This window comes from Micromonospora sp. LOL_014 (assembly GCF_048060245.1).
Classification (GTDB): domain Bacteria; phylum Actinomycetota; class Actinomycetes; order Mycobacteriales; family Micromonosporaceae; genus Micromonospora_E.
On sequence record NZ_JBHMIP010000026.1, the window covers coordinates 80,969 to 104,093 of the forward strand.

18 protein-coding genes and 1 pseudogene are annotated in these 23,125 nt (G+C 72.4%); 14 read left to right on the plus strand and 5 right to left on the minus strand.

Translation table 11 applies throughout. From position 1 onward, the window contains the following. Positions 1-28: 28 nt before the first annotated feature. Positions 29-706, minus strand: coding sequence for a Crp/Fnr family transcriptional regulator (locus tag ACFHW1_RS22010; RefSeq protein WP_123603854.1), 678 nt, complete (start codon positions 704-706; stop codon positions 29-31). Between the two features lie 218 nt (positions 707-924). Between ACFHW1_RS22010 and ACFHW1_RS22015 the strand changes: the two genes are divergently transcribed. The 6 genes from ACFHW1_RS22015 to ACFHW1_RS22040 all read left to right on the plus strand — a co-directional run bounded on the left by ACFHW1_RS22015 (position 925) and on the right by ACFHW1_RS22040 (position 6,432). Next, on the plus strand, positions 925-1,656 hold the full coding sequence (locus tag ACFHW1_RS22015; RefSeq protein ID WP_416552062.1) for an adenosylcobinamide amidohydrolase: 732 nt from the start codon (positions 925-927) through the stop codon (positions 1,654-1,656). Positions 1,657-1,732: 76 nt separating this feature from the next. Next, positions 1,733-2,842 carry a CapA family protein gene (locus tag ACFHW1_RS22020; protein WP_416552103.1) on the plus strand — a complete coding sequence of 370 codons (1,110 nt, stop codon included), beginning with the start codon at positions 1,733-1,735 and terminating at the stop codon, positions 2,840-2,842. 86 nt (positions 2,843-2,928) lie between these two features. Continuing rightward, positions 2,929-3,720 carry an endonuclease III gene (gene nth, locus ACFHW1_RS22025; protein WP_416552102.1) on the plus strand — a complete coding sequence of 264 codons (792 nt, stop codon included), beginning with the start codon at positions 2,929-2,931 and terminating at the stop codon, positions 3,718-3,720. After that, positions 3,717-4,439: a TlpA family protein disulfide reductase gene (locus tag ACFHW1_RS22030; RefSeq protein WP_416552061.1), complete on the plus strand. Its 723-nt coding sequence runs from the start codon at positions 3,717-3,719 to the stop codon at positions 4,437-4,439. Before nth ends, ACFHW1_RS22030 begins: the two co-directional genes overlap by 4 nt. Positions 4,440-4,447: 8 nt before the next feature. Continuing rightward, complete coding sequence (locus ACFHW1_RS22035) at positions 4,448-5,191, plus strand: NUDIX hydrolase (RefSeq protein WP_416552101.1); 744 nt, start codon at positions 4,448-4,450, stop codon at positions 5,189-5,191. A 62-nt stretch (positions 5,192-5,253) separates the two neighbouring features. Then, positions 5,254-6,432, plus strand: a complete 1,179-nt coding sequence (locus ACFHW1_RS22040) for a MarP family serine protease (protein ID WP_416552060.1) — start codon at positions 5,254-5,256, stop codon at positions 6,430-6,432. Here ACFHW1_RS22040 and mycP read toward each other — a convergent pair. Further along, a complete protein-coding gene (gene mycP, locus ACFHW1_RS22045; protein WP_416552100.1) occupies positions 6,353-7,756 on the minus strand; it encodes a type VII secretion-associated serine protease mycosin in 1,404 nt (467 codons plus the stop codon). The two genes, ACFHW1_RS22040 and mycP, sit on opposite strands and share 80 nt — an antisense overlap. A gap of 39 nt (positions 7,757-7,795) precedes the next feature. Next, complete coding sequence (eccCb, locus tag ACFHW1_RS22050) at positions 7,796-11,857, minus strand: type VII secretion protein EccCb (RefSeq protein WP_416590162.1); 4,062 nt, start codon at positions 11,855-11,857, stop codon at positions 7,796-7,798. 103 nt (positions 11,858-11,960) lie between these two features. On the opposite strand from eccCb, the gene eccD reads away from it, so the two are divergent. Then, complete coding sequence (eccD, locus tag ACFHW1_RS22055; RefSeq protein WP_416616021.1) at positions 11,961-13,310, plus strand: type VII secretion integral membrane protein EccD; 1,350 nt, start codon at positions 11,961-11,963, stop codon at positions 13,308-13,310. Between the two features lie 21 nt (positions 13,311-13,331). Here eccD and ACFHW1_RS22060 read toward each other — a convergent pair whose 3' ends face one another. Further along, entirely contained in the window at positions 13,332-13,838 is a 507-nt protein-coding gene (locus tag ACFHW1_RS22060) for an inorganic diphosphatase (RefSeq protein ID WP_123603846.1), read from the minus strand. 664 nt (positions 13,839-14,502) lie between these two features. Here ACFHW1_RS22060 and dacB point away from each other — a divergent pair. From dacB to tilS, 3 genes and pseudogenes are all read left to right on the plus strand, one after another. Then, positions 14,503-16,035 carry a D-alanyl-D-alanine carboxypeptidase/D-alanyl-D-alanine-endopeptidase gene (gene dacB, locus ACFHW1_RS22065; RefSeq protein ID WP_416552099.1) on the plus strand — a complete coding sequence of 511 codons (1,533 nt, stop codon included), beginning with the start codon at positions 14,503-14,505 and terminating at the stop codon, positions 16,033-16,035. 51 nt (positions 16,036-16,086) lie between these two features. Beyond that, a complete protein-coding gene (locus ACFHW1_RS22070) occupies positions 16,087-17,160 on the plus strand; it encodes a zinc-dependent metalloprotease (protein ID WP_416552057.1) in 1,074 nt (357 codons plus the stop codon). A gap of 7 nt (positions 17,161-17,167) precedes the next feature. Beyond that, a pseudogene (tilS, locus tag ACFHW1_RS22075) lies at positions 17,168-18,139 on the plus strand (tRNA lysidine(34) synthetase TilS); the annotation flags it as partial. 3 nt (positions 18,140-18,142) lie between these two features. On the opposite strand, the gene ACFHW1_RS22080 reads toward tilS, so the two are convergent. Then, the gene (locus tag ACFHW1_RS22080; protein ID WP_416552056.1) at positions 18,143-19,105 is read right to left on the minus strand and encodes a GlxA family transcriptional regulator; all 963 of its coding nucleotides are present in this window, start codon (positions 19,103-19,105) and stop codon (positions 18,143-18,145) included. Between the two features lie 199 nt (positions 19,106-19,304). On the opposite strand from ACFHW1_RS22080, the gene ACFHW1_RS22085 reads away from it, so the two are divergent. The 4 genes from ACFHW1_RS22085 to folE all read left to right on the plus strand — a co-directional run bounded on the left by ACFHW1_RS22085 (position 19,305) and on the right by folE (position 23,096). Beyond that, on the plus strand, positions 19,305-19,433 hold the full coding sequence (locus tag ACFHW1_RS22085) for a hypothetical protein (RefSeq protein ID WP_416552055.1): 129 nt from the start codon (positions 19,305-19,307) through the stop codon (positions 19,431-19,433). A 93-nt stretch (positions 19,434-19,526) separates the two neighbouring features. Continuing rightward, a complete protein-coding gene (gene hpt, locus ACFHW1_RS22090) occupies positions 19,527-20,102 on the plus strand; it encodes a hypoxanthine phosphoribosyltransferase (RefSeq protein WP_416616022.1) in 576 nt (191 codons plus the stop codon). Positions 20,103-20,376: 274 nt separating this feature from the next. Further along, positions 20,377-22,416: an ATP-dependent zinc metalloprotease FtsH gene (gene ftsH, locus ACFHW1_RS22095; protein ID WP_416552053.1), complete on the plus strand. Its 2,040-nt coding sequence runs from the start codon at positions 20,377-20,379 to the stop codon at positions 22,414-22,416. Between the two features lie 53 nt (positions 22,417-22,469). Further along, complete coding sequence (gene folE / locus ACFHW1_RS22100) at positions 22,470-23,096, plus strand: GTP cyclohydrolase I FolE (protein WP_416552098.1); 627 nt, start codon at positions 22,470-22,472, stop codon at positions 23,094-23,096. Positions 23,097-23,125 lie beyond the last annotated feature (29 nt).

The following is a 23,125-nucleotide window of genomic DNA, read 5'->3' on the forward strand; positions in this document are numbered from 1 at the left end:
CCGGTCTCCGGGCAGATCCGCCGCCGGGTCACACCCGGGCGCGCCGGGCGAGCCGCTCGGGGTCGAGGATGATGATGCTCTTGCCGTCGAGCCGCAGCCAACCCCGGGAGGCGAAGTCGGCCAGCGCCTTGTTGACCGTTTCCCGGGACGCCCCGACCAGCTGGGCGATCTCCTCCTGGGTGAGATCGTGGGTCACCCGCAGCACCCCACCGTCGCGGGTGCCGAACCGGCCGGCCATCTGCAGCAGGTTCTTGGCGACCCGTCCCGGTACGTCGGTGAAGATGAGGTCGGCGAGGGCGTCGTTGGTCCGGCGCAGCCGTCGGGCAAGCACCCGCAGCAGCTGCTCGGCGATCTCCGGCCGATTGTTCAGCCAGGGCCGCAGCGCCTGCTTGCGCAGCCGGGCGAGGCGGGTGTCGGTGACGGCGGTCGCGGTGGCGGTACGCGGCCCGGGGTCGAACAGTGACAGCTCGCCGACCATGTCCGACGGGCCCATCACGGCGATCAGGTTCTGCCGCCCGTCGGCCGCCCGTCGGCCGACCTTGATCTTGCCGGTGAGCACGATGTACAGGCTGTCACCCGGCTCACCCTCGTTGAAGACGACCTCGCCCTTGCGGGCCTCGATCGTCTCCATCTCCTTGGCGAGTGCCTCGGCGGCCTCCGGGTCCACGCCCTGGAAGATCCCGCTACGAGCCAGCACCTCGTCCATCGCGCACCTCCGCCTGCGCGGCGTCCGTTCCCCGGCACCCCAGCCGTGACCAGCCGCGCGCAGTCAGTCTAGGTGCACTCCGCCCCTGGCCGGATGCGCACCCTCCGAATCTTGATCCAGGAGCGTAACCCAACAGGGTGGATCCGTCGTTAATATGCGACACCAAGCGCGCCGACCGGTCACCGCCGTGCGGCCGGCGGACGCCGTATCGTCGACCGGTGTCTCCCGACGTCGCCCGACCATGGTTCACCACCCGGACCGAGGACGGTCGGACCCTGCCGTACGCCTGCTGGGCGCTCACCGAGCCGCTACTGGCCATCAGTTCCGCCCCGCTCGGCGGCGGGATCGGGCTGCGCTGGTGGGTGATCAACGCGACCGTGCCGATGTCGTACCACCGTGACGACCCCGACACCCATCTCGTCGATCTGGCCGAGCAGGCGGACCTGCGCGGACCCGGTGTCGGCCTGCTCACCGGGGTGGACGTGCGTCGGATGGTGACCCGCGACGAGGCCGGCGTGCAGGTGTGGGCGACCGTCGGGCTCGGCACCCCGGTGCTGGCCGCCGCACCGAGCGCCGCCGGCCCCGCACCGCCGCTGGCCGGGACGATCAACATCGTGGCGGCGCTTCCGGTACGGCTCGGTGAGGCCGCCCTGGTGAACGCGGTCGCCACCATCACCGAGGCGAAGACCCAGGCGCTGGTCGAGCTCGGATTGCGGGCCACCGGCACGGCGACCGACGCGGTGGTGGTGCTCTGCCCGCCCGACGGGCCGGAGCAGCGGTACGGCGGTCCCCGGTCGACGTGGGGCGCGCGGCTCGCCCGGGTGGCGCACGCGGCGGTACGCGGCGGCACTTCCCGGCATGGTGGCGTGGCGGATTCGCAAAGACGGCAGATCGGACACAGCGACGAACCGGCCGGACGGTTGTCGTCGCCGGGGACCCCCGGCCGGTAGGCTCACGCCAGTGAGTGACGCCCAGCGTGCCGCCCGGGGGCGCCGGCGGCAGGAGCCCGCCGCAGGCCGACCCGTCCTGTCGATCGTCGTGCTGACCGCCGTTCTGCTCGGTGCCGTGCTGGTCGGAGTCGTAGCGCTCGGCGGGATCAACCGGTCCGGATCCGAACCACAGTGGCAGTCGGCCGCGTCGCCGACCGCCGCTACGTCGCCGGAGCCGCAGGAGGTCTCGATGTCGGCTACCGGCGACATCGTGCTCGGCAACGCGCCCAACCGGCTGCCGCCCGACGACGGTGCCGGCTTTTTCGACTCGGTGACCGAGGCCCTCGCCGCCGACCTGGTGATGGGTAACCTGGAGGAGCCGTTGACGGTCGACACCGGCACCGGCAAGTGCGCCCCGGGCGCCGCCCAGTGCCACCAGTTCCGGGCCCCACCCGAGTACGCGGCCCACCTGCGTGACGCCGGGTTCATGCTGCTCAACCAGGCCAACAACCACGGGTACGACTACGGCGAGGCCGGATACCGCAACACCCAGCAGACGCTGGAGGAGCACGGTATGCGGCACACCGGCGCGCTCGACCAGATCACCGTGCTGGACGTCGAGGGGATCAGCGTCGCGGTGGCCGGCTTTTCCTCGTACTCCCCGCCGAACAACAGTCTGATCAACCTGGACGCTGCGGCGGAGGTGGTCCGGCGCGCCGACGAGCAGGCTGACCTGGTCGTCGTGCAGGTCCACATGGGTGCCGAGGGAGCGGAGATGACTCGGGTCACCCCGGGCACCGAGCTGTTCGCCGGAGAGAACCGCGGCGATCCGATGGCCTTCGGGCGGGCGATGATCGACGCCGGGGCTGACCTGATCGTCGGCCACGGCCCGCACGTGCTGCGCGGCATGGAGTTCTACCAGGGCCGGCTGATCGCGTACAGCCTCGGCAACTTCGCCGGTGGCGGCGGCACGTTGAACAACAACGGCCGGCTGGGTTGGGGCGGGGTGCTGAAGGTGACCCTCGACCCGGACGGCGACTGGGTCGACGGTGAGTTCGTCGCCACCTACATGAACGGCGACGGGCTGCCCGTCGTCGACGAGCAACGCCGCGGGCTCGACCTGGTCCGGGAGCTGAGCGGATCGGATTTTGCGCAGACCGGCGCCCAGTTCGACGACGACGGCACCATCTCACCACCGTCTGACTGACCCGCCGACGTAGGCTGGCCGGTGTGACACCGCCAGCCCCCCGTGCCGCGACCGCCCCGGCCGCGGGCACCGGAACCGCAGCCACCGTGCCCGTGGCGGCCCGGGCCGTGCGCACCGAGACCGACCTGGGGCGCAAACGTCGTGCCCGGCGGATGGCGCGACTGCTGGCGCAGATCCATCCGGACGCGCACTGCGAGCTCGACCACGACGGTCCGCTGCAGTTGGCGGTCGCCACCATTCTGTCCGCGCAGTGCACCGACAAGCGGGTCAACGAGGTCACCCCGAAGCTGTTCGCCCGCTACCCGACGGCCGCCGACTACGCCGCCGCCGACCGAGCCGAGCTGGAGGAGCTGATCCGGCCGACCGGCTTCTTCCGCAACAAGGCCGGCTCGCTGATCCGGCTCGGTCAGGCCTTGACCGAGCGGTACGCGGGCGCGGTACCGCGCCGTCTGCCGCAGCTGGTCGAGCTGCCCGGGATCGGCCGCAAGACCGCGAACGTCATCCTCGGTAACGCGTTCGAGGTCCCTGGCATCACCGTCGACACGCACTTTCAACGGCTGGTCCGCCGCTGGGCGTGGACCGATGAGTCCGATCCGGTGAAGATCGAACACGCGGTCGGCGCGTTGATCGAGCGCCGGTACTGGACGATGCTGTCCCACCGGGTGATCTTCCACGGCCGACGGGTCTGCCACGCCCGTAGACCGGCCTGCGGCGCGTGTACGCTCGCCCCGCTCTGCCCGGCGTACGGCACCGGTCCGACCGCTCCCGCCGAGGCGGTGAAGCTGCTCAAGGGCCCCCGCGCGAAGGAGCTGGCCGAGCAGGCCGGAATCCCCGCCGACCTGGTGCCGGAGGCGACCGTCACAGCAGAGGTGCCATGAGCGCCGGCCGTCCGTCGGGGCCCGGCCGTCAACCCGGACCTCGCCGTCGGCTGGGGCTTGGCCGTCGGCTGGGGCTTGGCCGCTGGCTCGGGCCGGGGTCCTGGTTCGCCGCCGCCCTGGTGCCGTTGCTGCTGGTGGCGTCCGGTTGCACCACCGACCCGGGTGCCGCGGCGGGCGACGCTGCCAAAGCGTCCGGTCCGGTCCCGTTCGCCGACTGCGCCGGCCTGACCGCGCCGCCCGCTGCGGCGGCCGTCGCCGCGCCGCAACCGTCGACCGACGTCGGTACGCCGGGCGGCGGCACCCCGCTGCCCGATGTCAGCCTGGCCTGCTTCGCCGACGGGACGGTCATAGACGTCGCGGCGGTACGCGGACCCGCCGTGATCAACTTCTGGGGCTCCTGGTGCCAGCCCTGCCGGGAGGAGCTGCCGGCGCTGCAACGCCTCGCCGACCGTACCGCCGGGCAGCTGCACCTGATCGGCGTCAACACCTACGACGACCGGGACCCCGCCGTCGCCGTCGCGGAGGATCTGGGGCTGCGGTTCCCGAGCCTGGTCGACCGGGACCGGAAGCTGCTGCTGGCGGTCGAGCGGGTCGGCCTGCCGCTGACCCTGTTCGTCGACGCAGACGGAGAGATCCGGCGGACCTACGAGGGCACCGTCGACGACGCCACGCTCGCCGACCTGGTCGAGCGCGAGTTGGGCCTGACGGTGGTCCCGTGACCGACCCCCTGTCCTCCGAACCGTTGCCGGCCTGGTGGCAGCCGTTGCTCACCCGGGTACGCTCCGCCCGTACCGCCGATTTCACCCGGTTGGCGACCCCGGCCCGGGGTGGTCGGCCGAGCGCGGTGCTGGTCCTGCTCGGCGAGCATCGGCCGGGTGAGCCCGACGTGCTGCTGCTGCAGCGGGCCGCGACCATGCGCAACCACGCCGGGCAGCCCGCGTTCCCGGGTGGCGCGGCCGACCCGGACGACCGGGACGCGCGGGCGACCGCGTTACGGGAGGCCGAGGAGGAGGTCGGGCTGGACCCGGGCAGCGTCACCGTGCTCGCCCAACTGCCCCGGCTGTGGATCCCGGTGAGCGGCTTCGTGGTCACCCCGGTGCTCGGCTGGTGGCATCGGCCACATCCGGTGCACCCCCGACAACCGGAAGAAGTGGCACATGTCACTCGGTTGCCGGTCGATGAGCTGGTGGATCCGGACAACCGACTCCAGGTACGCCACCCGAGCGGCTGGGTGTCACCAGCCTTCCAGGTGCGCGGCATGCTGGTCTGGGGATTCACCGCCGGGGTGCTGTCCGCACTGCTGGACATGGCCGGCTGGGCCGGTGCCTGGCCGACGGGTCGGATCATCGACCTGCCGCCCGAGCCGTCGTCCGGCGGCGATCCGTCGGCCGCCGGTCTGCCCGACACGCTCGGTGACCGGGCCGGCGGCGATGCGGCAACTGTGGACGGCTCCGCCGGCCTGCCGGGCTGACCGCCGGCCGCCACGTCCGTCTGCCGGCCGGGCCGCTCGCCCGGTGCCCGTAGTCTTGACGGGTGTCCGCCGTCGATGTCGTGCTGCTGCTGCTCATGTTGGTATTCGCGATCAGCGGTTACCGCCAGGGATTCCTGATCGGGGTGCTGTCCTTCGCCGGGTTCATCGGCGGCGCACTGGTCGGTCTGCAGCTTGGGCCGCTGCTGGCTGAACAGTTCGTCGACACTGTGGCCCGGGTCGTGGTGTCACTGGTCGCGGTGTTCGGCCTCGCCGTCCTCGGCCAGGCACTGGCCGGCTGGGCCGGCTCCCGGCTGCGGCACGCCATCACCAGCCCGGTGGGGCGCCGGGCCGACGACCTGGGCGGGGCGGCGATCTCGCTGGTGGCGGTGCTGCTCGTGGCCTGGCTGGTCGCGGTGCCGCTGGGCTCCTCCGCGATGCCCGGCCTGGCCGGGGCGGTACGCAACAGCGCCCTGCTCAACGGCATCGACCGGGTGATGCCACCGCAGGCGCAGGCGTTGTCCAACGCGCTGCGGGACACGGTCGACACCCGGGGCTTCCCGAACGTCTTCGGCGGGCTCACCCCGACCCGGGTCCGCGAGGTACCGGCCCCGGACCCGGCGCTGGCCGGTTCCGAGGTGGTGGCGAACGCCCAGCGGTCGGTGGTCAAGGTGCTCGGCTCCGCGCCCCGCTGCTCCCGCCGGATCGAAGGCTCCGGGTTCGTCTACGCCGAGGACCGGGTGATGACCAACGCGCACGTGGTCGCCGGTACGCAGACCGTGGCGGTGGAGGTTCTGGGCGAGCGGCACAACGGCCGAGTGACGGTCTACGACCCGGAGCGCGACCTGGCGGTCATCTACGTGCCGAACCTGCCGGCTCCGGTGATGCCGTTCGCCGACCGTCCGGCCCCGTCCGGTGCCGACGCGATCGTGCTCGGCTTCCCGCTGGACGGGCCGTACGACGCACAGTCCGCCCGGGTCCGCGACGTCGGACCGATCACCGGCCCGAACATCTATGACGACGGTGAGGTCCTCCGCGAGGTCTACACGATCCGCGCGCTGGTCCGGTCCGGCAACTCCGGAGGGCCGCTGGTCGCGGCCAACGGACTCGTCCTCGGGGTGATCTTCGCGGCGGCGGCGGACGACCCGAACACCGGATTCGCGGTCACCGCCGAGGAGGCGTCGGCGGCGGCGGTTCTGGGAGTACGGAGTACCCGCCGGACCGCCACCGGGGAGTGTGCCTGACGTCGCTGCGGGCAGCAGCCGTCGCCATCCGCATCCGCCGGGCCAGCCAGGTGCCGATTACGGCCGTGACCAGCAGCAGCAGCAGACCACTGCTGAGCAGCCCTTGGCCGCCGCCTGCACTGCGCTGTCCGCTGATCGGCCCGATCGCCCACCCGGCACCTTGGTCGCCGGTGTCCTGACCGCCCATCCGGGTCGAGCCGCCGGCCAACGTCGGCGCTGCGGACTCCAGACCGGGAGCCGGGCCGAAGCCGACCACACCCGGGGTCCGGTTGTCGTCGAGCGGATTGCGCGGCACCGCGTCGACCCCGTCGGTCAGCGCGGCTACCGGATCGACCAGGCCGAAGCCGTAGCGGTCGTCCCGGCCCGGCGCGCCCAGATCACGGGCGGTCTCGATGAGCCGGGTGACCACCGTGCCCGCCGACATCTCCGGGAACCGGGAGCGGATCAGTGCTGCGGTCGCGGCCACCAGCGGCGCGGCGAAACTGGTGCCCTGCACCTGCCAGTAGCCGTCAGGTCGGGCGCCGACCAGCCCGGTGGCGGGTGCGGCGAGGACCGTCTCCGGTCCGGTGATCGAACCGGACCACAGTTGTTCGCCGCCCCGGTCCATCCCGGCGACGGCGACGACGCCTGGCTCCCGGGCCGGGTACCAGACCCGCGACGTGCCGTTGGCCGATACGTTGCCGGTGCAGGCGACCACGACGACGTCGCTGGCGAACGCGTAGTCCAGCGCGGCGGCCAGCGCCGGGCTGTCGCCGCTGCCGCCCAGCGACAGGTTGATCACCCGGGCCCCGTTGTCGACCGCCCAGCGGACCGCCTTGGCGACGACCAGCGCGTCGTCGTAGCGGTTCTCCTCGTCGAGCACCCGAACCGGCAGAATCCGGGCGTCCGGGGCGAGTCCGAGCACCCCGTCCTCGTCGTCGTCACGGCCGGCGATCAGCGCGGCGACGGTGGTGCCGTGCCCGACCGGGTCGGACCAGCCGTCACCGTCGTCGACGAAGTCGATCCCGGGTAGTACCTGGCCGGCGAGGTCGATGTGGCTGGCGTCCACCCCGGAGTCGATCACGGCGACGGTGATCCCGGCGCCGGTGGCGTACTGCCAGGCGGTGGTCGCCGACAACTCCCGCAACTGCCACTGTTCGTCCCGGATCGGGTCGTACCGGGTGGGAAGCGCGGCGCTCGCCGCCGCTGCGGAGCCCGTGCCGGTGCGTCCCGGCTCTGGCCCGGGCGGCGCGGCCGGACCGCTGACGGCGGTCACCAGGACCAGCACCGCCCCGACGAGCCAACGGGCGGCGCTGCGTGGATGGTGCGGCAACGACGTCACAATCTGGCCTTCTCACCCCAGCAGACACTTGCTGCACGGAGGTTACCGCGATTCTGCACTGTCAGAAGCAGTCTTGGGGGAAGCCGATAGCCGGTTCGCGCCACCGGTGGGCCCGGTCGGATCGGCCGCCGGCAGGTACGCCAGTTGCACCAGTCGGATGCCGTCCCGGCGGGTGACCAGCCGACCTCGGCCGGGCGGTAGCGGCGCCGCGCGGACCCCGCCGACAAGTTGTCCCTCGTCGGGGTCGCCGGAGAGCACCAGGCCGGCGGCGGACGACTCGCGCAACTGCTGGACGACGGGCTCGTACAGGGCCCGCCCGGCACCCCCGACGCGGCGGGCGAGCACCAGGTGCAGGCCGACGTCCCTGGCATGCACCAGATACTCCAACAGCGGTTGGATCGGGTTCACCGATCCGGCCGCGACCAGGTCGTAGTCGTCGACCAGGACGAACAACTCGGGCCCGGTCCACCAGGATCGGCCGGCCAACTGCGCGGCGGTGACGTCCGGCCCGGGCAGCCGCCGACGCAGATGATCCGCGGCCGAGTCGATCAGGTCGGTGGTATGCAACGCGTTGCCGCCGTAACCGATCAGGTGGTCGGTGTCCACCGCGCCGAGCAGGCCGCGGCGGTAGTCGACAATGATCAACCGGGCCTGTTCGGGGGCGAACCGACCGGCGACGGTGGTGGCGAGGGCGCGCAGGAAACTCGACTTGCCGGACTCCGCGTCGCCGAACAGCAGCAGGTGCGGATCCGCGGCGAAGTCGATCGACACCGGCCGCAGATCCGACTCGGCCAGCCCGATCGGCAGCCGGAGCCCGGCCGTGCCGGTGCGGTCCAATGCGGCGTACGGCAGCAGGTTCGGTAGCAGCCGGATCGGCGGTGCCGCCGGCCCCGCCCAGCCGTCCGCGAATGCATCGGCCAGGGTGGACACCGAGGCTACGGCGGCGAGGAAGTGCAGGCCGTCGCTGGTGATCCCGCGACCCGGCGACCCCGGTGGCACGTTGGCCGCCGACCGGTGCGACACCAGCGAATCGATCGGGTCGCCGAGTCGCAGCTCCAGTCGGGAGCCGAACAGATCCCGCAGCGCCGGCCGGAAGTCAGCCCAGCGGGGTGCCGAGGCGACCAGATGCACCCCGTACGACAGGCCGCGGGTGGCCAGGTCGGTGATCGACGGTTCCAGGTCGTCGTACTCGCCGCGCAGGGTGGTCCAGCCGTCGACGACCAGAAAGACGTCACCGTACGGGTCGTCCGGCGTACTGCCGGACCCGGTCGCGCGGCGGGCGCGGTACGCGGCCATCGACTCCACCCCGTCCCGGGCGAACCGCCGCTCCCGGCTCGCGAGCAGGTCGGTGACCTCGGCGACGGTACGCCGTACCGTCGCCGGCTCGGCGCGGACCGTCACTTCGCCGACGTGTGGCAGGTCCCGCAGCCCGGCCAACGCCCCGCCGCCGAAGTCAAGGCAGTACACCTGCACTTCGGCCGGGGAACGGCTCAGCGCGAGGGCGCAGATCAATGTCCGGATCAGCTGGGACTTTCCGCTCTGCGGCGCGCCGACCACCGCGACGTGCCCGGCAGCCCCGTCCAGATCCAACCACAAGGGATCCCGGCGCTGCTCGTACGGCTTGTCGATGGCGGCGACGGCCACCCGCAGCCGCCCCGACCGGTCCGGATCGGCCACGGCCGGACCCCGACCGGGCACCAGCCGCACCGGACCGAGCAGGTCGGCCAGCCGGGGTGGCTCGCCCAGCGGCGGCAGCCAGATCCGATGCGCCGGTGGACCGTACCGGGCCAGCCGGTCGATGCTCACCTCGAGCAGGCTGGCGTCGACGCCCGACGGCGCTCCTGCCGGTTCCGGCCGGGTGGCGGCCGTTGGCACCGGGTGTGTCCGGAAGCCGTACAGCCTGGGCGTCGAGCCGGGACCACCGGCCCGGCGCGGGGCCGGTCGGCGGTACGGCCCGGAGACGTAGGCGGCCCGGAACCGGACCGGTGCCCCGGCGCCGTACCGCAGGAAACCGTGGCCCGGCTCGCGGGGCAGGTGGTACGCGTCCGGTACGCCGAGGACCGCCCGCGATTCCAGCGCCGAGAAGGTCCGCAGCCCGATCTGGTACGCCAGATGGGTGTCCAGTCCCCGTAACCGGCCCTCGTCCACTCGTTGTGCGGCGAGCACCAGATGCACCCCCAGGGACCGTCCGACCCGGCCGATCTGCAGGAAGATGTCGATGAAGTCGGGCTTGGCGGTGAGCAGTTCGGTGAACTCGTCGCAGACGATCACCAGTGACGGCAGCGGCGGCAGGGTCTCGTCGGCCGGCTGCGCCCGCAGGTAGTCGTGTCGGCTGGCCAGGTTGCCCGCCCGGCGTAGCAGCTGCTGGCGGCGGACCACCTCACCGTGCAGCGCGTCGGCCATCCGGTCCACCAGCGGTAGCTCCTGCGCCAAGTTGGTGATCACCGCAGCGGTGTGCGGCAATCGATCCAGCGCGGCGAACGTGGCACCACCCTTGAAGTCGATCAGGACGAGGTTCAACGACTCCGGCGGGTGGGTGAGCGCCAACCCGAGGACCAGCGTACGGAGCAGCTCCGACTTGCCGGAGCCGGTGGCGCCGACCACCAGCCCGTGTGGCCCCATGCCATGCAGCGCCGATTCCTTGAGATCGAGCTCGACCGGGTGCCCCTCGGCGGTGACCCCGAACGGGACCCGCAGGTGGCGGTCGACTGACGGGCTGCGGTCCGGTCCGGCCGTCGTCCACCAGCGGGCGCCGGCCCCACCGCTGCCGAAGCCGAGCAGTTGGACCAGGTCCGCCTGGGCGACTGCGGCGGACCGGGCCGGCCCGCTGTTCGTCGCGAGCCGTAACGGGGCAAGCTGCCGGGCGAGGGCCTCCGCTTCGACGACACCCAGCCTGTCGGCCGTCCCGGTATGAGTGGGCCCGGTCGGCTCACGGACGACCAGCCGACCGGACGGTGCGACCGACAGCTCCACGGTGACCCGGTCGAGTATCCGTGGTGCCGGTACGCCCACCAGGACCACGGTGACGCCGTTCCCGCCCCCGTCGATCAGATCGGTCCCGTCGTCCGCACCGGTCCCGCCGGTTGGATCGGCGCCGTCGCACACCACCACGACGTGTGCGGGGGACATCGAGTCCAGCAGCCGGGCCAGCTCCACGGCGCTGCCGGTGACCAACCGCAGCGGGCCGGTGGCGTCGGCGCGCCGCGGATGACCAGCGTGCGGTAGCCACTTGACCCACTCCCACCGGTCGCGACAGTCGGCCGGTGCGTAGACCGCGATGCGCAGGTCGTCCGGGGCGTGCAGGACGGCCAGCTGGGCCAGCACCGCGCGTACCAGCGCGGCCGGCGCCCCGTCCGGGGCATCGTCGCCGGACCCGCTGGCGTCGAGCGCCGGGTCGACTGCCGGCAGCTGCTCGGCGCCGGACCTGTCGGTGCCGTCCGGCCGTCCGACGACGAAGATTCGGGCGACGTCGCGCAGTCCGACCACGATCGGCAACCCAGGTACCAGCGAGTACGAGTCGATGAACCGGTGTAGCGCCGCGGCGGTGAGCGGCTCGATCTCGTCCACCGGCCGGTCGTCGGCCGGCGGCACGAGCGGGGTGGCGAGTGGGCGCGATCCGACCCCGACCCGTACGGTCACGAAATCCCGGTCCTGCGGTCGGCGCTCCCAGACCCGGCTGCTCGCCGCCGTCGACCACAACCGACCGGGCTCCGGGTACCGGTAGTTCAGCGCCGTTCGTTGCCGGTCCACGGTCCCCCGGACCTGGCTGCGCAGGCCGGCCAACTGCCGTAGGTAGCGACGCCGGGCCAGGTCGGTCGCGGACCGCGCGCCGGTGCCAGGTGTGGAGTTCCAACTGGTCGCCAACATGGCCAGCGTCGACACCCCGAACACCGCAGCCATCAGGTACGGGTAGACCCCGCCGTCGCGGCCCGGCAGCACCGCCATCGCCACCGATCCGCCAGCCATCGGCAGCAGGGCCAGCAGGCGTTGCCAGCGGCCGGAGTCCGGATCGGCGACCTGCGGCGGCGGCGGGATGCGGACCTCCCCAGCCGGGATCTCGGGTGCCGGACGACGCTCGAATCTCTTGAGGACGATGCCCGTCATCGCGTCAGCTAACACCTACGTAGAGTGTTCCGCAATGGATCGGCGGTGGATGGCGGTCGCCGGGCCGGCACCGGCCCGGCCGGTGCGGCGTTGAGGAGGGACGATGAACGTGAGCCTGGCCAGGATCACCGTCTGCGGACCGCGCCGCCGACTGGATCTCGCCCTGCCCGGACACGTGCCGGTCGCCGAACTGCTGCCGGAACTGCTGCGACACAACGGGGACGGGCTGGCCGACGACGGTGAACCGCACGGCGGCTGGGTGCTGCGTCGGGCGGACGGGGTACCGGTGTCCGCCGGGCAGGCGCTGCACCAGCAGGGGGTCCGCGACGGTGACGTGCTGCATCTGGTGCCCGGGCGGATCTACTGGCCGGAGCCGGAGTACGACGACGTCGCCGAGGCGATCGCGGCCGCCGCCCGACAGCAGGGCCGGGTCTGGTCGGCCGCGACGACCAGAGGGTACGCGCTCGGCGCGGCCGGCCTGTGGCTCGGCGTGGGATGGCTGGTGCTGGTCGGGGCCGGCACCGCAACGGCCGAGCGGGCATGGGCGGCGGCCCTCGTCGGGGCTGCGGTGCTGGTCGTCGGGGTACTGGCCGGGCGGGTCCGGCGGGACGCGGCGGCCGGCGTCGTGCTCGGGGCCGGCTCGTTGCCGTACGCGTTCGCCGTGGGTCTGCTCGCCGGCGGCGACGGCGGTCCGGTCGGGCTCCGTCCCGACGACTGGCCGACCGCCGCGGCCATGGCGACCGGGTTGCTGGTGCTGCTGGGCGCGACGATGACCGCTGGGGCCGCAGTGGCCGCCGGCGGGCCGATCTTCGTCGCCGTGGCGACCGTGGCCGGGCTCGGCTCGATGGCGGCCCTCGCCGCGTCGACGGTCACCGGGGCGTCCGGCGCGGCGGCCGGGCTGCTGGTGGTAGTCGGTTGCGGGGTCGGGTTGCTGCCCCGACTCGCCGTCCGGCTCGGCCAGGTGCCGACGGTCGTCGGGACGGGTGACCTGGTGTCGCGTACCGTGGTCCGGGCCGAGCGGCTGCTCACCGGGATGCTGATCGGGTACGCCGCCGCCGGCGTCGCGGCCAGTGTGGTGCTGGTGCAGGTCGGCGGGGTGGTCGGGGTGGCGCTGGTCGGCGTCGTCGGGCTGGCGATGTCGCTGCGCTCGCGGACGTTCGTCAGTACCCGGCAGCGGCTGCCGCTGCTCGTGGCGGGGACAGCGGCCACGACGCTGTGCGTGTTCGGCGTGCTGCCCGCGTACCTACCGGTGTCGACGCCGACGTTGGTCGTAGCTGGGGGCGTGGTCGCGGTGTCCACCGCCGCAGCCGGTGCCCGGTACGCCGGCCGGTCACCGTCGCCGTACCTGAGCCGGGCGGCCGACCTGCTGGAGATCACCGTGCTGATCTGCGTCGTTCCGCTGGCCGGTGCCGTCTTCGGGCTCTACCGGTGGGCGGTCGGGCTGCCCGGCTGAGCAGCCCGACGCCTGATCAGGTCAGTGGGCCGACTCGCCGCGCTCCAAGGCGGCCTCCCGGCGGCGGAACGACGCCTGAATCTCCGCCTCCGCCTCGACCCGGCCGACCCAGGTCGCGCCTTCGACCGACTTGCCCGGCTCCAGGTCCTTGTAGACGACGAAGAAGTGCTGGATTTCCAGCCGGTCGAACTCGCCGAGGTGGTGGATGTCGCGCAGGTGCTCCTGACGGGGGTCCTCGTACGGCACGCAGAGCACCTTGTCGTCGGCGCCCTTCTCGTCCTTCATCCGGAACATGCCGATGGCCCGGCACCGGATGAGGCATCCTGGGAAGGTGGGTTCCGGTACGAGCACCAGGGCGTCCAGCGGGTCGTCGTCCTGCCCGAGGGTGCCCTCGATGAAACCGTAGTCGGCTGGATACTGCGTCGAAGTGAACAGGGTGCGGTCCAGCCGGATCCGGCCGGTCGCATGATCGACCTCATACTTGTTCCGGTGACCCTTGGGGATCTCAACCGTAACGTCGAAATCCATACTCACGCTCCCTCGTCGCCCGCGCTGGCTACGGAAATAGAGCGGTACGCCGTCCGGGCGTTGCCCCGCCCGACCGTTTCGGCTCCCGCTCGCCTTGTGAACACAAGTAGTGTCGCCTAGTCCGTTCGTCAGTTGGGAGGTGGGGCCGGTGGGGAGGGAAGACTCACAGTCCGCTGGAGCCGTCAGTGAACCCGATCGGGCTGGCGGAGCACCCGACCCCGCGTCGCAGAGTAGTGGACCGCCAGCGAAAAGTGACCGAGTGGTCCCGTCGGAGGATTCTGCCGCCGCCCCGGCCGGTGTGCGCAATCCGGATCCAACGGCATCGGGCCGGGCCGCCTCGCCGCCGGCCGCCCCGCCGCCGCCCACCGGTACGGCATCTGTTACGGCGACCCCGCCGGTCACCGGGTCGGCGCCCGTGACCGGCCGGGCCACCGTGCCGACCGCGACCGGCGGCACCGACGCGGCTCCGGCCGACGTCTCGACCGGCGGCCACCGGGGACGCGAGTCAGTGCCCGCTCGTGACACCGCCAGACCGGTACCGCCGGGCGAGCCTGCGCCGGCTGAGTCTGCGCCGGCTGAGTCTGCGCCGGCTGAGTCTGCGCCGGCCGGGCCGGCGCCGTCGGTTGGCCAGTCGTCACCTGACCGGCACCGCCGGGCCCGGTCGCTGATCGCCGCCGTCGCCGGTGCCGTCCTGCTGGCCGGCGGGACCTCGATCGCGGTGCTCCAACCAGGGCCGGTGGCCGGCTGGCTCGGCGCCGCCGAGGTGAGTCCTGGCCCGAGCGCGTCCACCGAGCCGACGCCCGGCCCGGTGCTGGCCGGGTTGGCCGCCGACGCCCCGATGCCCACCGCGGCCGGTCTGACCGAGACGCTGGACAAGGCGATCAGCCGCTCCGGCCTCGGTGACCGGGTGCACGTCTCGGTCCGGGACATGACAACCGGCGCGGTCCTGTACGGTCGCGAACCGGCGGTGCTGACCGTGCCTGCGTCGACCACCAAGCTGGTCACCGCGGCGACGGTGCTCGCCGCGGTCGGGCCGACACACCAGATCCCGACCCGGGTGGTCGCGGGAGCCGCGCCCGGCGAGGTGGTGCTGATCGGCGGCGGCGATCCAACCGTGTCGATCGACGACACCGGGTTCTATCCGGGGGCCGCCCGGCTCGATGTGCTGGCCGCCGCCACCCGTACCGCCCTCGGCGACACGGCGCCGACCAAGGTGCTGATCGACAGTTCGCTCTTCTCCGGGCCGGCATTCGGGCCCGGGTGGGACGACGACATCCCGACCGGCGGGTACGCGGCTGCGATCACCGCGCTGATGGTGGACGGTGCCCGGACCGATCCCGCCGCCGCCAAAGGCTGGGCGCCGCGCTCGGCCGCACCGGACCTGGCGGCCGGCCGGGCCTTTGCCCGGGCTCTCGGGCTGCCGATTAACGCGGTAGACACCGCACCGGCCGGCTACACCCGCCAGCTCTCCGGCTCGGCGGCGCAGCCCGTGGGCGACGCCGACGCGGTCGTCGACGCACCGACCTCGTCGGCGACCGGACGGCCGGCTACCGGTCAGCCGGCGACCCCCGGCCGGTCGTCGGGGGCGAACCCCGACCAGCCGACGGAGGCCGGTCCGGGTGCCGAGCTGGCCCGGGTCGAATCGCCGCCGATGGCCCGGCTGGTCGAGATGATGCTCGCCGACAGTGACAACATCCTCGCCGAGGCGCTCGCCCGGCAGGTCGCCATCGCCCGGGGCGAACCCGCGTCGTTCGCCGGGGCGGCGGCCGCGATGGACGCCGTACTGGCCGAACTCGGGTTGCCGGCCGAACAGAGCGACCTGTACGACGGCAGCGGCCTGTCCCGTAGCAACCGGGTGACCCCGGGGCTGCTGACCGAGCTGACCGTGCTCGCCGGCAGCGGCGACCATCCCGCGCTGACCGGGCTGTTCTCCGGTCTGCCGGTCGCCGCCTGGTCCGGCACCCTGCAGGGTCGGTACCAGACGGCGGACGCCCCGCAACGGATCGGCGCCGGCGTGGTGCGGGCCAAGACCGGGTCGTTGTCCGGCATCAACGCGTTGGCCGGCACGTTGACCACCGCTGACGGCCGGTTGCTGGCGTTCGCGGTGCTGGCCGACGAGGTGCCGTTGCTCATCGACGCCGCCCAGGCCGGCTTGGACCGGATCGCCGCGAGCCTGGTCAGGTGCGGTTGCCGTTGACCGGGGCATGATCACCGGGGTCGGCGGGCGTCACCCGGGTACGGTGGGTGCATGGCGCAGTTCGTGGACTGGGATCTGGCCGCCGCAACCGCCGGCGCGCTGAGTAAGTCTGGGCCGAAGGCTTCGCTCGACGAAGCGACCGAGGTGGTAAACGACCTCCGCCGGCTCACCGACGAAGCGGCCGGACACGTCGTGGCGTACACCGGTCTGCAGGCCCAGGTCGCGCACCCGCCGGTGCGGGTGGTCGACCGGCGGGACTGGGCCGTCGCCAACATCGCCGGGCTGCGTGACGTGATCACACCGCTGGTCTCCCGGGCGGCCGGGGACCGACAGCCGGGCGCGCTCACCGACGCGATCGGTTCCCGGGTCACCGGGGTGCAGGCCGGCACGGTGCTCGGCTACCTCTCCGGCCGGGTGCTCGGTCAGTACGAGGTGTTCTCCGGCGATCCCGGCCAGTTGCTGCTGGTCGCCCCGAACATCGTCGAAGTGGAGCGGAAGCTGCACGCCGATCCGCGCGACTTCCGACTCTGGGTCTGCCTGCACGAGGTCACCCATCGCACCCAGTTCACCGCCGTGCCGTGGATGCGCGGCCACTTCCTGGGCCAGGTTCAGGCGTTCGTCGACGCCTCACAGGCCGGGGGCGACAACTTCGTCGACCGGGTCCGGCGCGGGGTCGGCACCCTCGCCGAGTCGATCCGCGACCCGCAGAGCCGGGCCAGCGTGCTGGACATCGTGCAGACCCCCGCGCAGCGCGCCGTACTCGACCGGCTGACCGCGCTGATGACCCTGCTGGAAGGGCATGCCGAGTTCGTCATGGACGGGGTCGGGCCGGAGATCATTCCAACCGTGGAGCAGATCCGGGCCAGCTTCAACCGCCGCCGCGAGGCCGGTAACCCGTTGGAGAAGGCGATCCGCCGGCTGCTCGGCGTGGACGTCAAGATGCGCCAGTACGCCGAGGGCCGCAAGTTCGTGCACGGTGTGGTGGACCGGGTCGGCATGGCCGGCTTCAACAAGGTCTTCGACTCCCCGTTGACCCTGCCCCGGCTGGAGGAGTTGGGCGATCCGGACGCCTGGGTGGCCCGGGTGCACGGCCCGATCTCCGGTTCACCGCCGACCGTCGCCTGAGTCGCAGGTGCCCAGGCTCGCTCCAGCAGTCGCCGAGCTGCGTGTCGCGGTCCGGCAGGTGCTGCGCGAGCACGCCGGCCGGCTGGTGCTGGTGGCCTGCTCCGGCGGCCCGGACTCGTTGGCCCTGGCGGCCACGGTCGCGTTCGTCGCCCCCCGCTGCGGGGTCTGCGCCGGACTGGTGACCGTTGACCACGGATTGCAGGCGGGCTCCGCCGAGCGGGCCCGGGACGTGGCCGGCTGGGCGGCCCGGGCCGGGTTCGACCCGGTCGAGACCGTCGCCGTCGAGGTCGGTGCCGAAGGTGGCCCGGAGGCGGCGGCGCGGACCGCCCGCTACGCCGCGCTGACCCGGGCTGCCCGCCGGCACCGGGCGGCCGCGGTGCTGCTCGGCCACACCCGCGACGACCAGGCGGAGACGGTGCTGCTGGCGCTGGCCCGGGGCGCCGGTCCGGCCGGCCTGTCCGGGATGCCGACGGCGCGCCAGGTCGACGGCGTGCCGGTGCTGCGTCCGCTGCTGGACGTGGGTCGGGAGCAGACCCGGGCGGCGTGCGTGGCGCTCGGCCTCACCCCGTGGACCGACCCGCACAACTCCGACCCGGCGTACACCCGGGCCCGGGTCCGGGCCGACGTGCTGCCGGCCCTGGTCGACGCGCTCGGCGCTGCGGTAGTGACGAACCTGGCGCGCACCGCCACGCTGGTAGCCGCCGACAACGCGGCGCTCGACGGGCTGGCCGACGCCGCGTCGGCCCAAGCCGTCACACCCGGTGGTGGGCTGACGGTACCGGTCCTGGCCGAGCTGCCGGACGCGGTGCGGACCCGGGTGCTGCACCGCTGGGCGCTGCGGCTTGGCGCGCCGGCCGGGGCTCTGGCGTACCGGCATGTCACCGCCCTCGACTCGCTGGTCATGCGGTGGCGTGGGCAGCGGGCGGTGCACCTGCCGGGTGGTATCGAGGTGCGCCGGGCCGGCGGTGAACTGTTGGCCGGCTCAGCCGACGGCGGCCCGGTCGCGGAACGTGCCACGGTACGCCTGGGGCGTGGCACCGACCCGCCGGCCGAAGTGGTGCCGGAGGGTCGCAGCGTCACCGAAGCCGCACCGTCGGGCCACCGTCTCCACCCCCAGGCTGGTCTCCTCCAGTAGCTGGCGGGCCAGCAGCACCCGCTGGCCGGTGAGCCAGTCGTGCGGCGTGGTGCCGGTCTCGGCGCGGAAACGGCGGGCGAAGGTACGCGGCGCCATGTGTGCCCGGGCAGCCAGTTCATCCACGCTGATCGTGGCGTCCAGGTGCTCCTGCATCCAGACCAGTACTGGTTCCAGCGTGGCCGCTGTCGGGCTGTCCGCGATCGGCGTCTCGATGAACTGGGCCTGCCCGCCGTCGCGGTGCGGCGGCACCACCATCCGGCGGGCCAGTCTGGTCGCCAGGGCGGAGCCGTGCTCCTGGCGGACCAGGTGCAGGCATGCGTCGATCCCGGCGGCCGTGCCGGCGCTGGTCAGCACGTTGCCGTCGGCCACGTACAGCGAGTTGCACCGGACCCGGGCGGTCGGGTGGCGGCGGGCCAGCTCGTCGGCGTACCGCCAGTGGGTGGTGCATTCGCGGCCGTCGAGCAGGCCGGCGGCGCCGAGCACGAACGCGCCGGAGCAGACGCTGAGCAGGGTGGCGCCGCGGCGGTCGGCGGCGCGCAACGCGTCGACCACCGGTGCGGCGACGGCGTCGTGGAAGCTGGCCGCGGGCACGGCGACCAGGTCGGCGTCGGCGACCGGCCGCAGATCGGCGGTGGGTAGCAGCGAGAAGCCGGAGCTGGTGCGGACCGGGCCGCCGTCGACCGTGCAGACGTCGAAGCGGTACCCAGGGAAGCCGTCCGCGGTGCGGTCCAGCCCGAAGACCTCGCAGACCACCCCGAGCTCGAACGGGGCGACGCCGTCGAGCGCGATCACCGCGACGGTACGGAGCATGCGACGAGTCTAGTTCACCGGTGGCAGGATTTCGATGAACAGTGGCATCTCTGCCGCTGTTCGCTCCGTAGGTCGGCGCGCAGACTGATATCGACGTCCGGTGCGCACCGGCGGCACACCCGTCCAGGACCAGGGTGAACACACCCATCGGGGCCAGGGTGAACCTCCCGTCAGGACCAGCGTGAAGGTGGCTGCCGCCATGGAACTACTCATCGTCGTATCGATCATCCTGCTGCTCGCCGCCGCCTCGGCGTTCGGGCTCACCCGGGACAGCCGTGACTCGGCCGACTGGCGGCCGAGCCGAGACGGGGACCGCCTGCCCCGGTGACCATCGGCTGGACCCACGGTCACCCATCGGTGCCACGTGGTCATCCGCCGGCCCCGGTGTCGGCCGGCCGGGCGGATGCGGCAGGCTTAGCGCATGGCTGACGGCTCCTGGTACGACGCCGACATCGACCACGTGATCATTTCCGAGGAACAGATCCGCGACAAGACCGCGGAACTCGCCAAGCAGATCGCCACCGACTACGCCGACGTGACGGGTGGGCTGCTGCTGGTCTGCGTCCTCAAGGGCGCGGTCATGTTCATGGCCGACTTCGCCCGCGAGCTCGGCCGGCAGGGCCCTCCCGTCGAGTTGGAGTTCATGGCCGTCTCCTCCTACGGGCAGGGCACCACCTCCTCCGGCGTGGTCCGCATCCTCAAGGACCTGGAGCGGGACATCGTCGGTCGGCATGTGGTGGTGGTCGAGGACATCATCGACTCCGGCCTCACCCTGTCCTGGCTGCTGAAGTACCTGGCGTCCAGGTCGGCGGCGAGCGTGGAGGTGGTCGCGCTGTTCCGCAAGCCGGAGGCGGTCAAGGCGCAGGTCCCGGTGCGGTACGTCGGCTTCGACATCCCCACCGAGTTCGTGGTCGGCTACGGCCTGGACTTCGCCGAGCGGTACCGCGAGCTGCCCTACGTCGGAGTACTCAAGCCCGAGGTGTACGCCCGTCGCTGACCGCCGCTGGTGTGTCAGCCGTCGGGAAACTCCCCGGGACGTCCAGGCCACTCCCAGGAAACAGCGCTACGGTATGCGGTGGCGCGGGTCAGCTGAACGCGCCGACGTGGGACCAGCGGACGGAGCGCGGGTCGACCGGGCTCGCGGACGCGCACCTCGTCACCACGGTGTACCTTCGAATGACCGTGGCGCTCGGTTGGCGCCCCGGAGTGGCTAACCAGACGGTCAGAACGTCGATCAGGAGGGTCCGGGCGCTGCGGCGCTCGACATACGTATGGAACGTACGCGTTTCTTCCGCCGGCCGGTGGTCTGGATCATCCTGGTGATCATCGGTGCGATAGCGCTCAGCTCGTTCTTCACCAACGGCCCCAGCTACCACAAGGTGGACACCTCGGTGGCGCTGGAGCGGCTGGAGCGGGGCGGCATCGACAAGGCGATATTCCAGGACCGGGAGCAGACACTCCGGCTAGACCTCGCCGAGCCGGAAGAGTTCGGCGACACCGAGACCGACCGGATCGAGGCCCAGTTCCCGTACGAGGTCGGCGACGAGATCTGGACCGACGTGCTGGCCGCCAAGGAGGCCGGCCGGGTCACCGGCCCGGCCGAGGCCGAGGTCTCCTCGGACAGCATCTTCATCACCCTGCTGGTCAACCTGCTGCCGATCGCCATCCTGGTGATCCTGCTGCTGCTGTTCATGTCGCAGATGCAGGGCGGCGGGTCCCGGGTGCTCAACTTCGGCAAGTCCAAGGCGAAGGTGATCACCAAGGACACCCCGAAGACCACCTTCGCCGACGTGGCCGGCTCCGAGGAGGCCGTCGAGGAGCTGCAGGAGATCAAGGACTTCCTCCAGAACCCGGCGAAGTACCAGGCCCTCGGCGCCAAGATCCCCAAGGGCGTACTGCTGTTCGGCCCGCCCGGCACCGGCAAGACCCTGCTTGCCCGGGCGGTGGCCGGCGAGGCCGGTGTGCCGTTCTACTCGATCTCCGGATCCGACTTCGTCGAGATGTTCGTCGGTGTCGGTGCCAGCCGGGTCCGTGACCTGTTCGAGCAGGCCAAGGCGAACGCCCCGGCGATCGTCTTCGTCGACGAGATCGACGCGGTCGGCCGGCACCGTGGTGCCGGCATGGGCGGCGGCCACGACGAGCGAGAGCAGACCCTCAACCAGTTGCTGGTCGAGATGGACGGCTTCGACACCAAGGGCGGCGTGATCCTGATCGCCGCCACCAACCGGCCCGACATCCTCGACCCGGCGCTGCTGCGCCCCGGCCGGTTCGACCGGCAGATCCCGGTCGACGCCCCGGACATGGAGGGCCGCAAGGCGATCCTGCGGGTGCACGCCCGAGGCAAGCCGTTCGCCCCGGACGTCGACCTGGACGCGGTGGCCCGGCGCACCCCCGGATTCAGCGGTGCCGACCTGGCCAACGTGATCAACGAGGCGGCGCTGCTGACCGCCCGGCAGGACGCCCGGGCGATCACCAACGAGGCCCTGGAGGAGTCGATCGACCGGGTGGTCGCCGGCCCGCAGCGGCGGACCCGGGTGATGGGCGACAAGGAGAAGAAGATCACCGCCTACCACGAGGGCGGTCACGCCCTGGTGGCCTGGGCCCTGCCACACGCCGCCCCGGTGCACAAGGTGACCATCCTGTCCCGGGGGCGGTCGCTGGGCCACACCCTGGTGTTGCCGACCGAGGACAAGTACACCCAGACCCGCGCCGAGATGATCGACACTCTGGCGTACGCCCTCGGTGGCCGGGCCGCCGAGGAGCTGGTCTTCCACGAGCCCACCACCGGTGCCGGCAACGACATCGAGAAGGCCAGCGCGCTGGCCCGGGCCATGGTCACCCAGTACGGCATGAGCGCCAAACTCGGCGCCGTCAAGTACGGCACCAACGGCGACGAGCCCTTCCTCGGCCGGACCATGGGCCACGAGCGGGACTACTCGGACTCGATCGCCGCCGAGATCGACAGCGAGGTCCGCGCCCTCATCGAGCTGGCCCACGACGAGGCCTGGGAGATCCTGGTCGAGTACCGCGACGTGCTCGACACCATGGTGCTGGAGCTGATGGAGAAGGAAACCATCTCCCAGTCCGACATGGCCCGGATCTGCGAGCGAGTGGTCAAGCGGCCACCGATGGCACCCTTCAACGGCTTCGGCAAGCGGCAACCGTCCACCGAGCCGCCGGTGCTGACCCCGGCCGAGAAGGAGGACCTCGGCCGGCAGGCGGTCGCCGACGGGGCACAGGCCGTCTTCGGCGGCGGCATGTCCGCGAACTCGGACGGCGGCATGTCCGCGAACTCGGACGGCACCTCCTGAGCAGCCCGAACCTACCGTCCAGCCCGTCGTCGACCGAACCGGACGACGACGCGCTGGACTATCTCGCCGCCCGGCTGATCAACGGCAAACTCAACGGCACGCCGGTCGAGCGCTCCGTCGACCTGACCCGGATCGAGCACGCCGTACGGGAGATCCTCATCGCCGTCGGCGAGGACCCGGACCGTGACGGGCTGCGCCAGACGCCGGCCCGGGTCGCCCGGGCCTACGCCGAGCTGCTCGCGGGTCTGCGGGCCGACGCGGCCCAGGTGCTCACCACCACCTTCGAGGCTGACCACGACGAGCTGGTGCTGGTTCGCGACATCGAGGTGATGTCGCTGTGTGAGCACCACATGCTGCCGTTCCGGGGCGTGGCACACATCGGCTACATCCCCGGCACCACCGGCCGGATAACCGGCCTGTCGAAGCTGGCCCGCCTGGTCGAGGTCTACGCCCGACGACTACAGGTCCAGGAGCGGCTCACCGCACAGATCGCCGACATGCTGATGAGCCGGCTGGAGCCGCGTGGTGTGGTGACCGTCCTGGAGTGCGAACACATGTGCATGGCGATGCGCGGGATCCAGAAGGCCGGCGCCCGCACCATCACCTCGGCCGTCCGCGGTGTGTTCCAACGCGACGCGAAGTCCCGCGCCGAAGCGATGAGCCTGATCATCCACAGCTGACGCCGGCTGTTTCCGGTCTCTCGCCCGGC

What these genes read in the sequence shown, in the direction of transcription:
- ACFHW1_RS22060 (WP_123603846.1), bottom strand. Translation starts at nt 13,838, where the DNA reads ATGGATTTCGACGTTACGGTTGAGATCCCCAAGGGTCACCGGAACAAG.
- ACFHW1_RS22070 (WP_416552057.1), top strand. Translation starts at nt 16,087, where the DNA reads ATGGCGCAGTTCGTGGACTGGGATCTGGCCGCCGCAACCGCCGGCGCG.
- eccD (WP_416616021.1), top strand. Translation starts at nt 11,961, where the DNA reads ATGAACGTGAGCCTGGCCAGGATCACCGTCTGCGGACCGCGCCGCCGA.
- eccCb (WP_416590162.1), bottom strand. Translation starts at nt 11,857, where the DNA reads ATGACGGGCATCGTCCTCAAGAGATTCGAGCGTCGTCCGGCACCCGAG.
- ftsH (WP_416552053.1), top strand. Translation starts at nt 20,377, where the DNA reads ATGGAACGTACGCGTTTCTTCCGCCGGCCGGTGGTCTGGATCATCCTG.
- hpt (WP_416616022.1), top strand. Translation starts at nt 19,527, where the DNA reads ATGGCTGACGGCTCCTGGTACGACGCCGACATCGACCACGTGATCATT.
- ACFHW1_RS22010 (WP_123603854.1), bottom strand. Translation starts at nt 706, where the DNA reads ATGGACGAGGTGCTGGCTCGTAGCGGGATCTTCCAGGGCGTGGACCCG.
- ACFHW1_RS22030 (WP_416552061.1), top strand. Translation starts at nt 3,717, where the DNA reads ATGAGCGCCGGCCGTCCGTCGGGGCCCGGCCGTCAACCCGGACCTCGC.
- ACFHW1_RS22080 (WP_416552056.1), bottom strand. Translation starts at nt 19,105, where the DNA reads ATGCTCCGTACCGTCGCGGTGATCGCGCTCGACGGCGTCGCCCCGTTC.
- ACFHW1_RS22085 (WP_416552055.1), top strand. Translation starts at nt 19,305, where the DNA reads ATGGAACTACTCATCGTCGTATCGATCATCCTGCTGCTCGCCGCCGCC.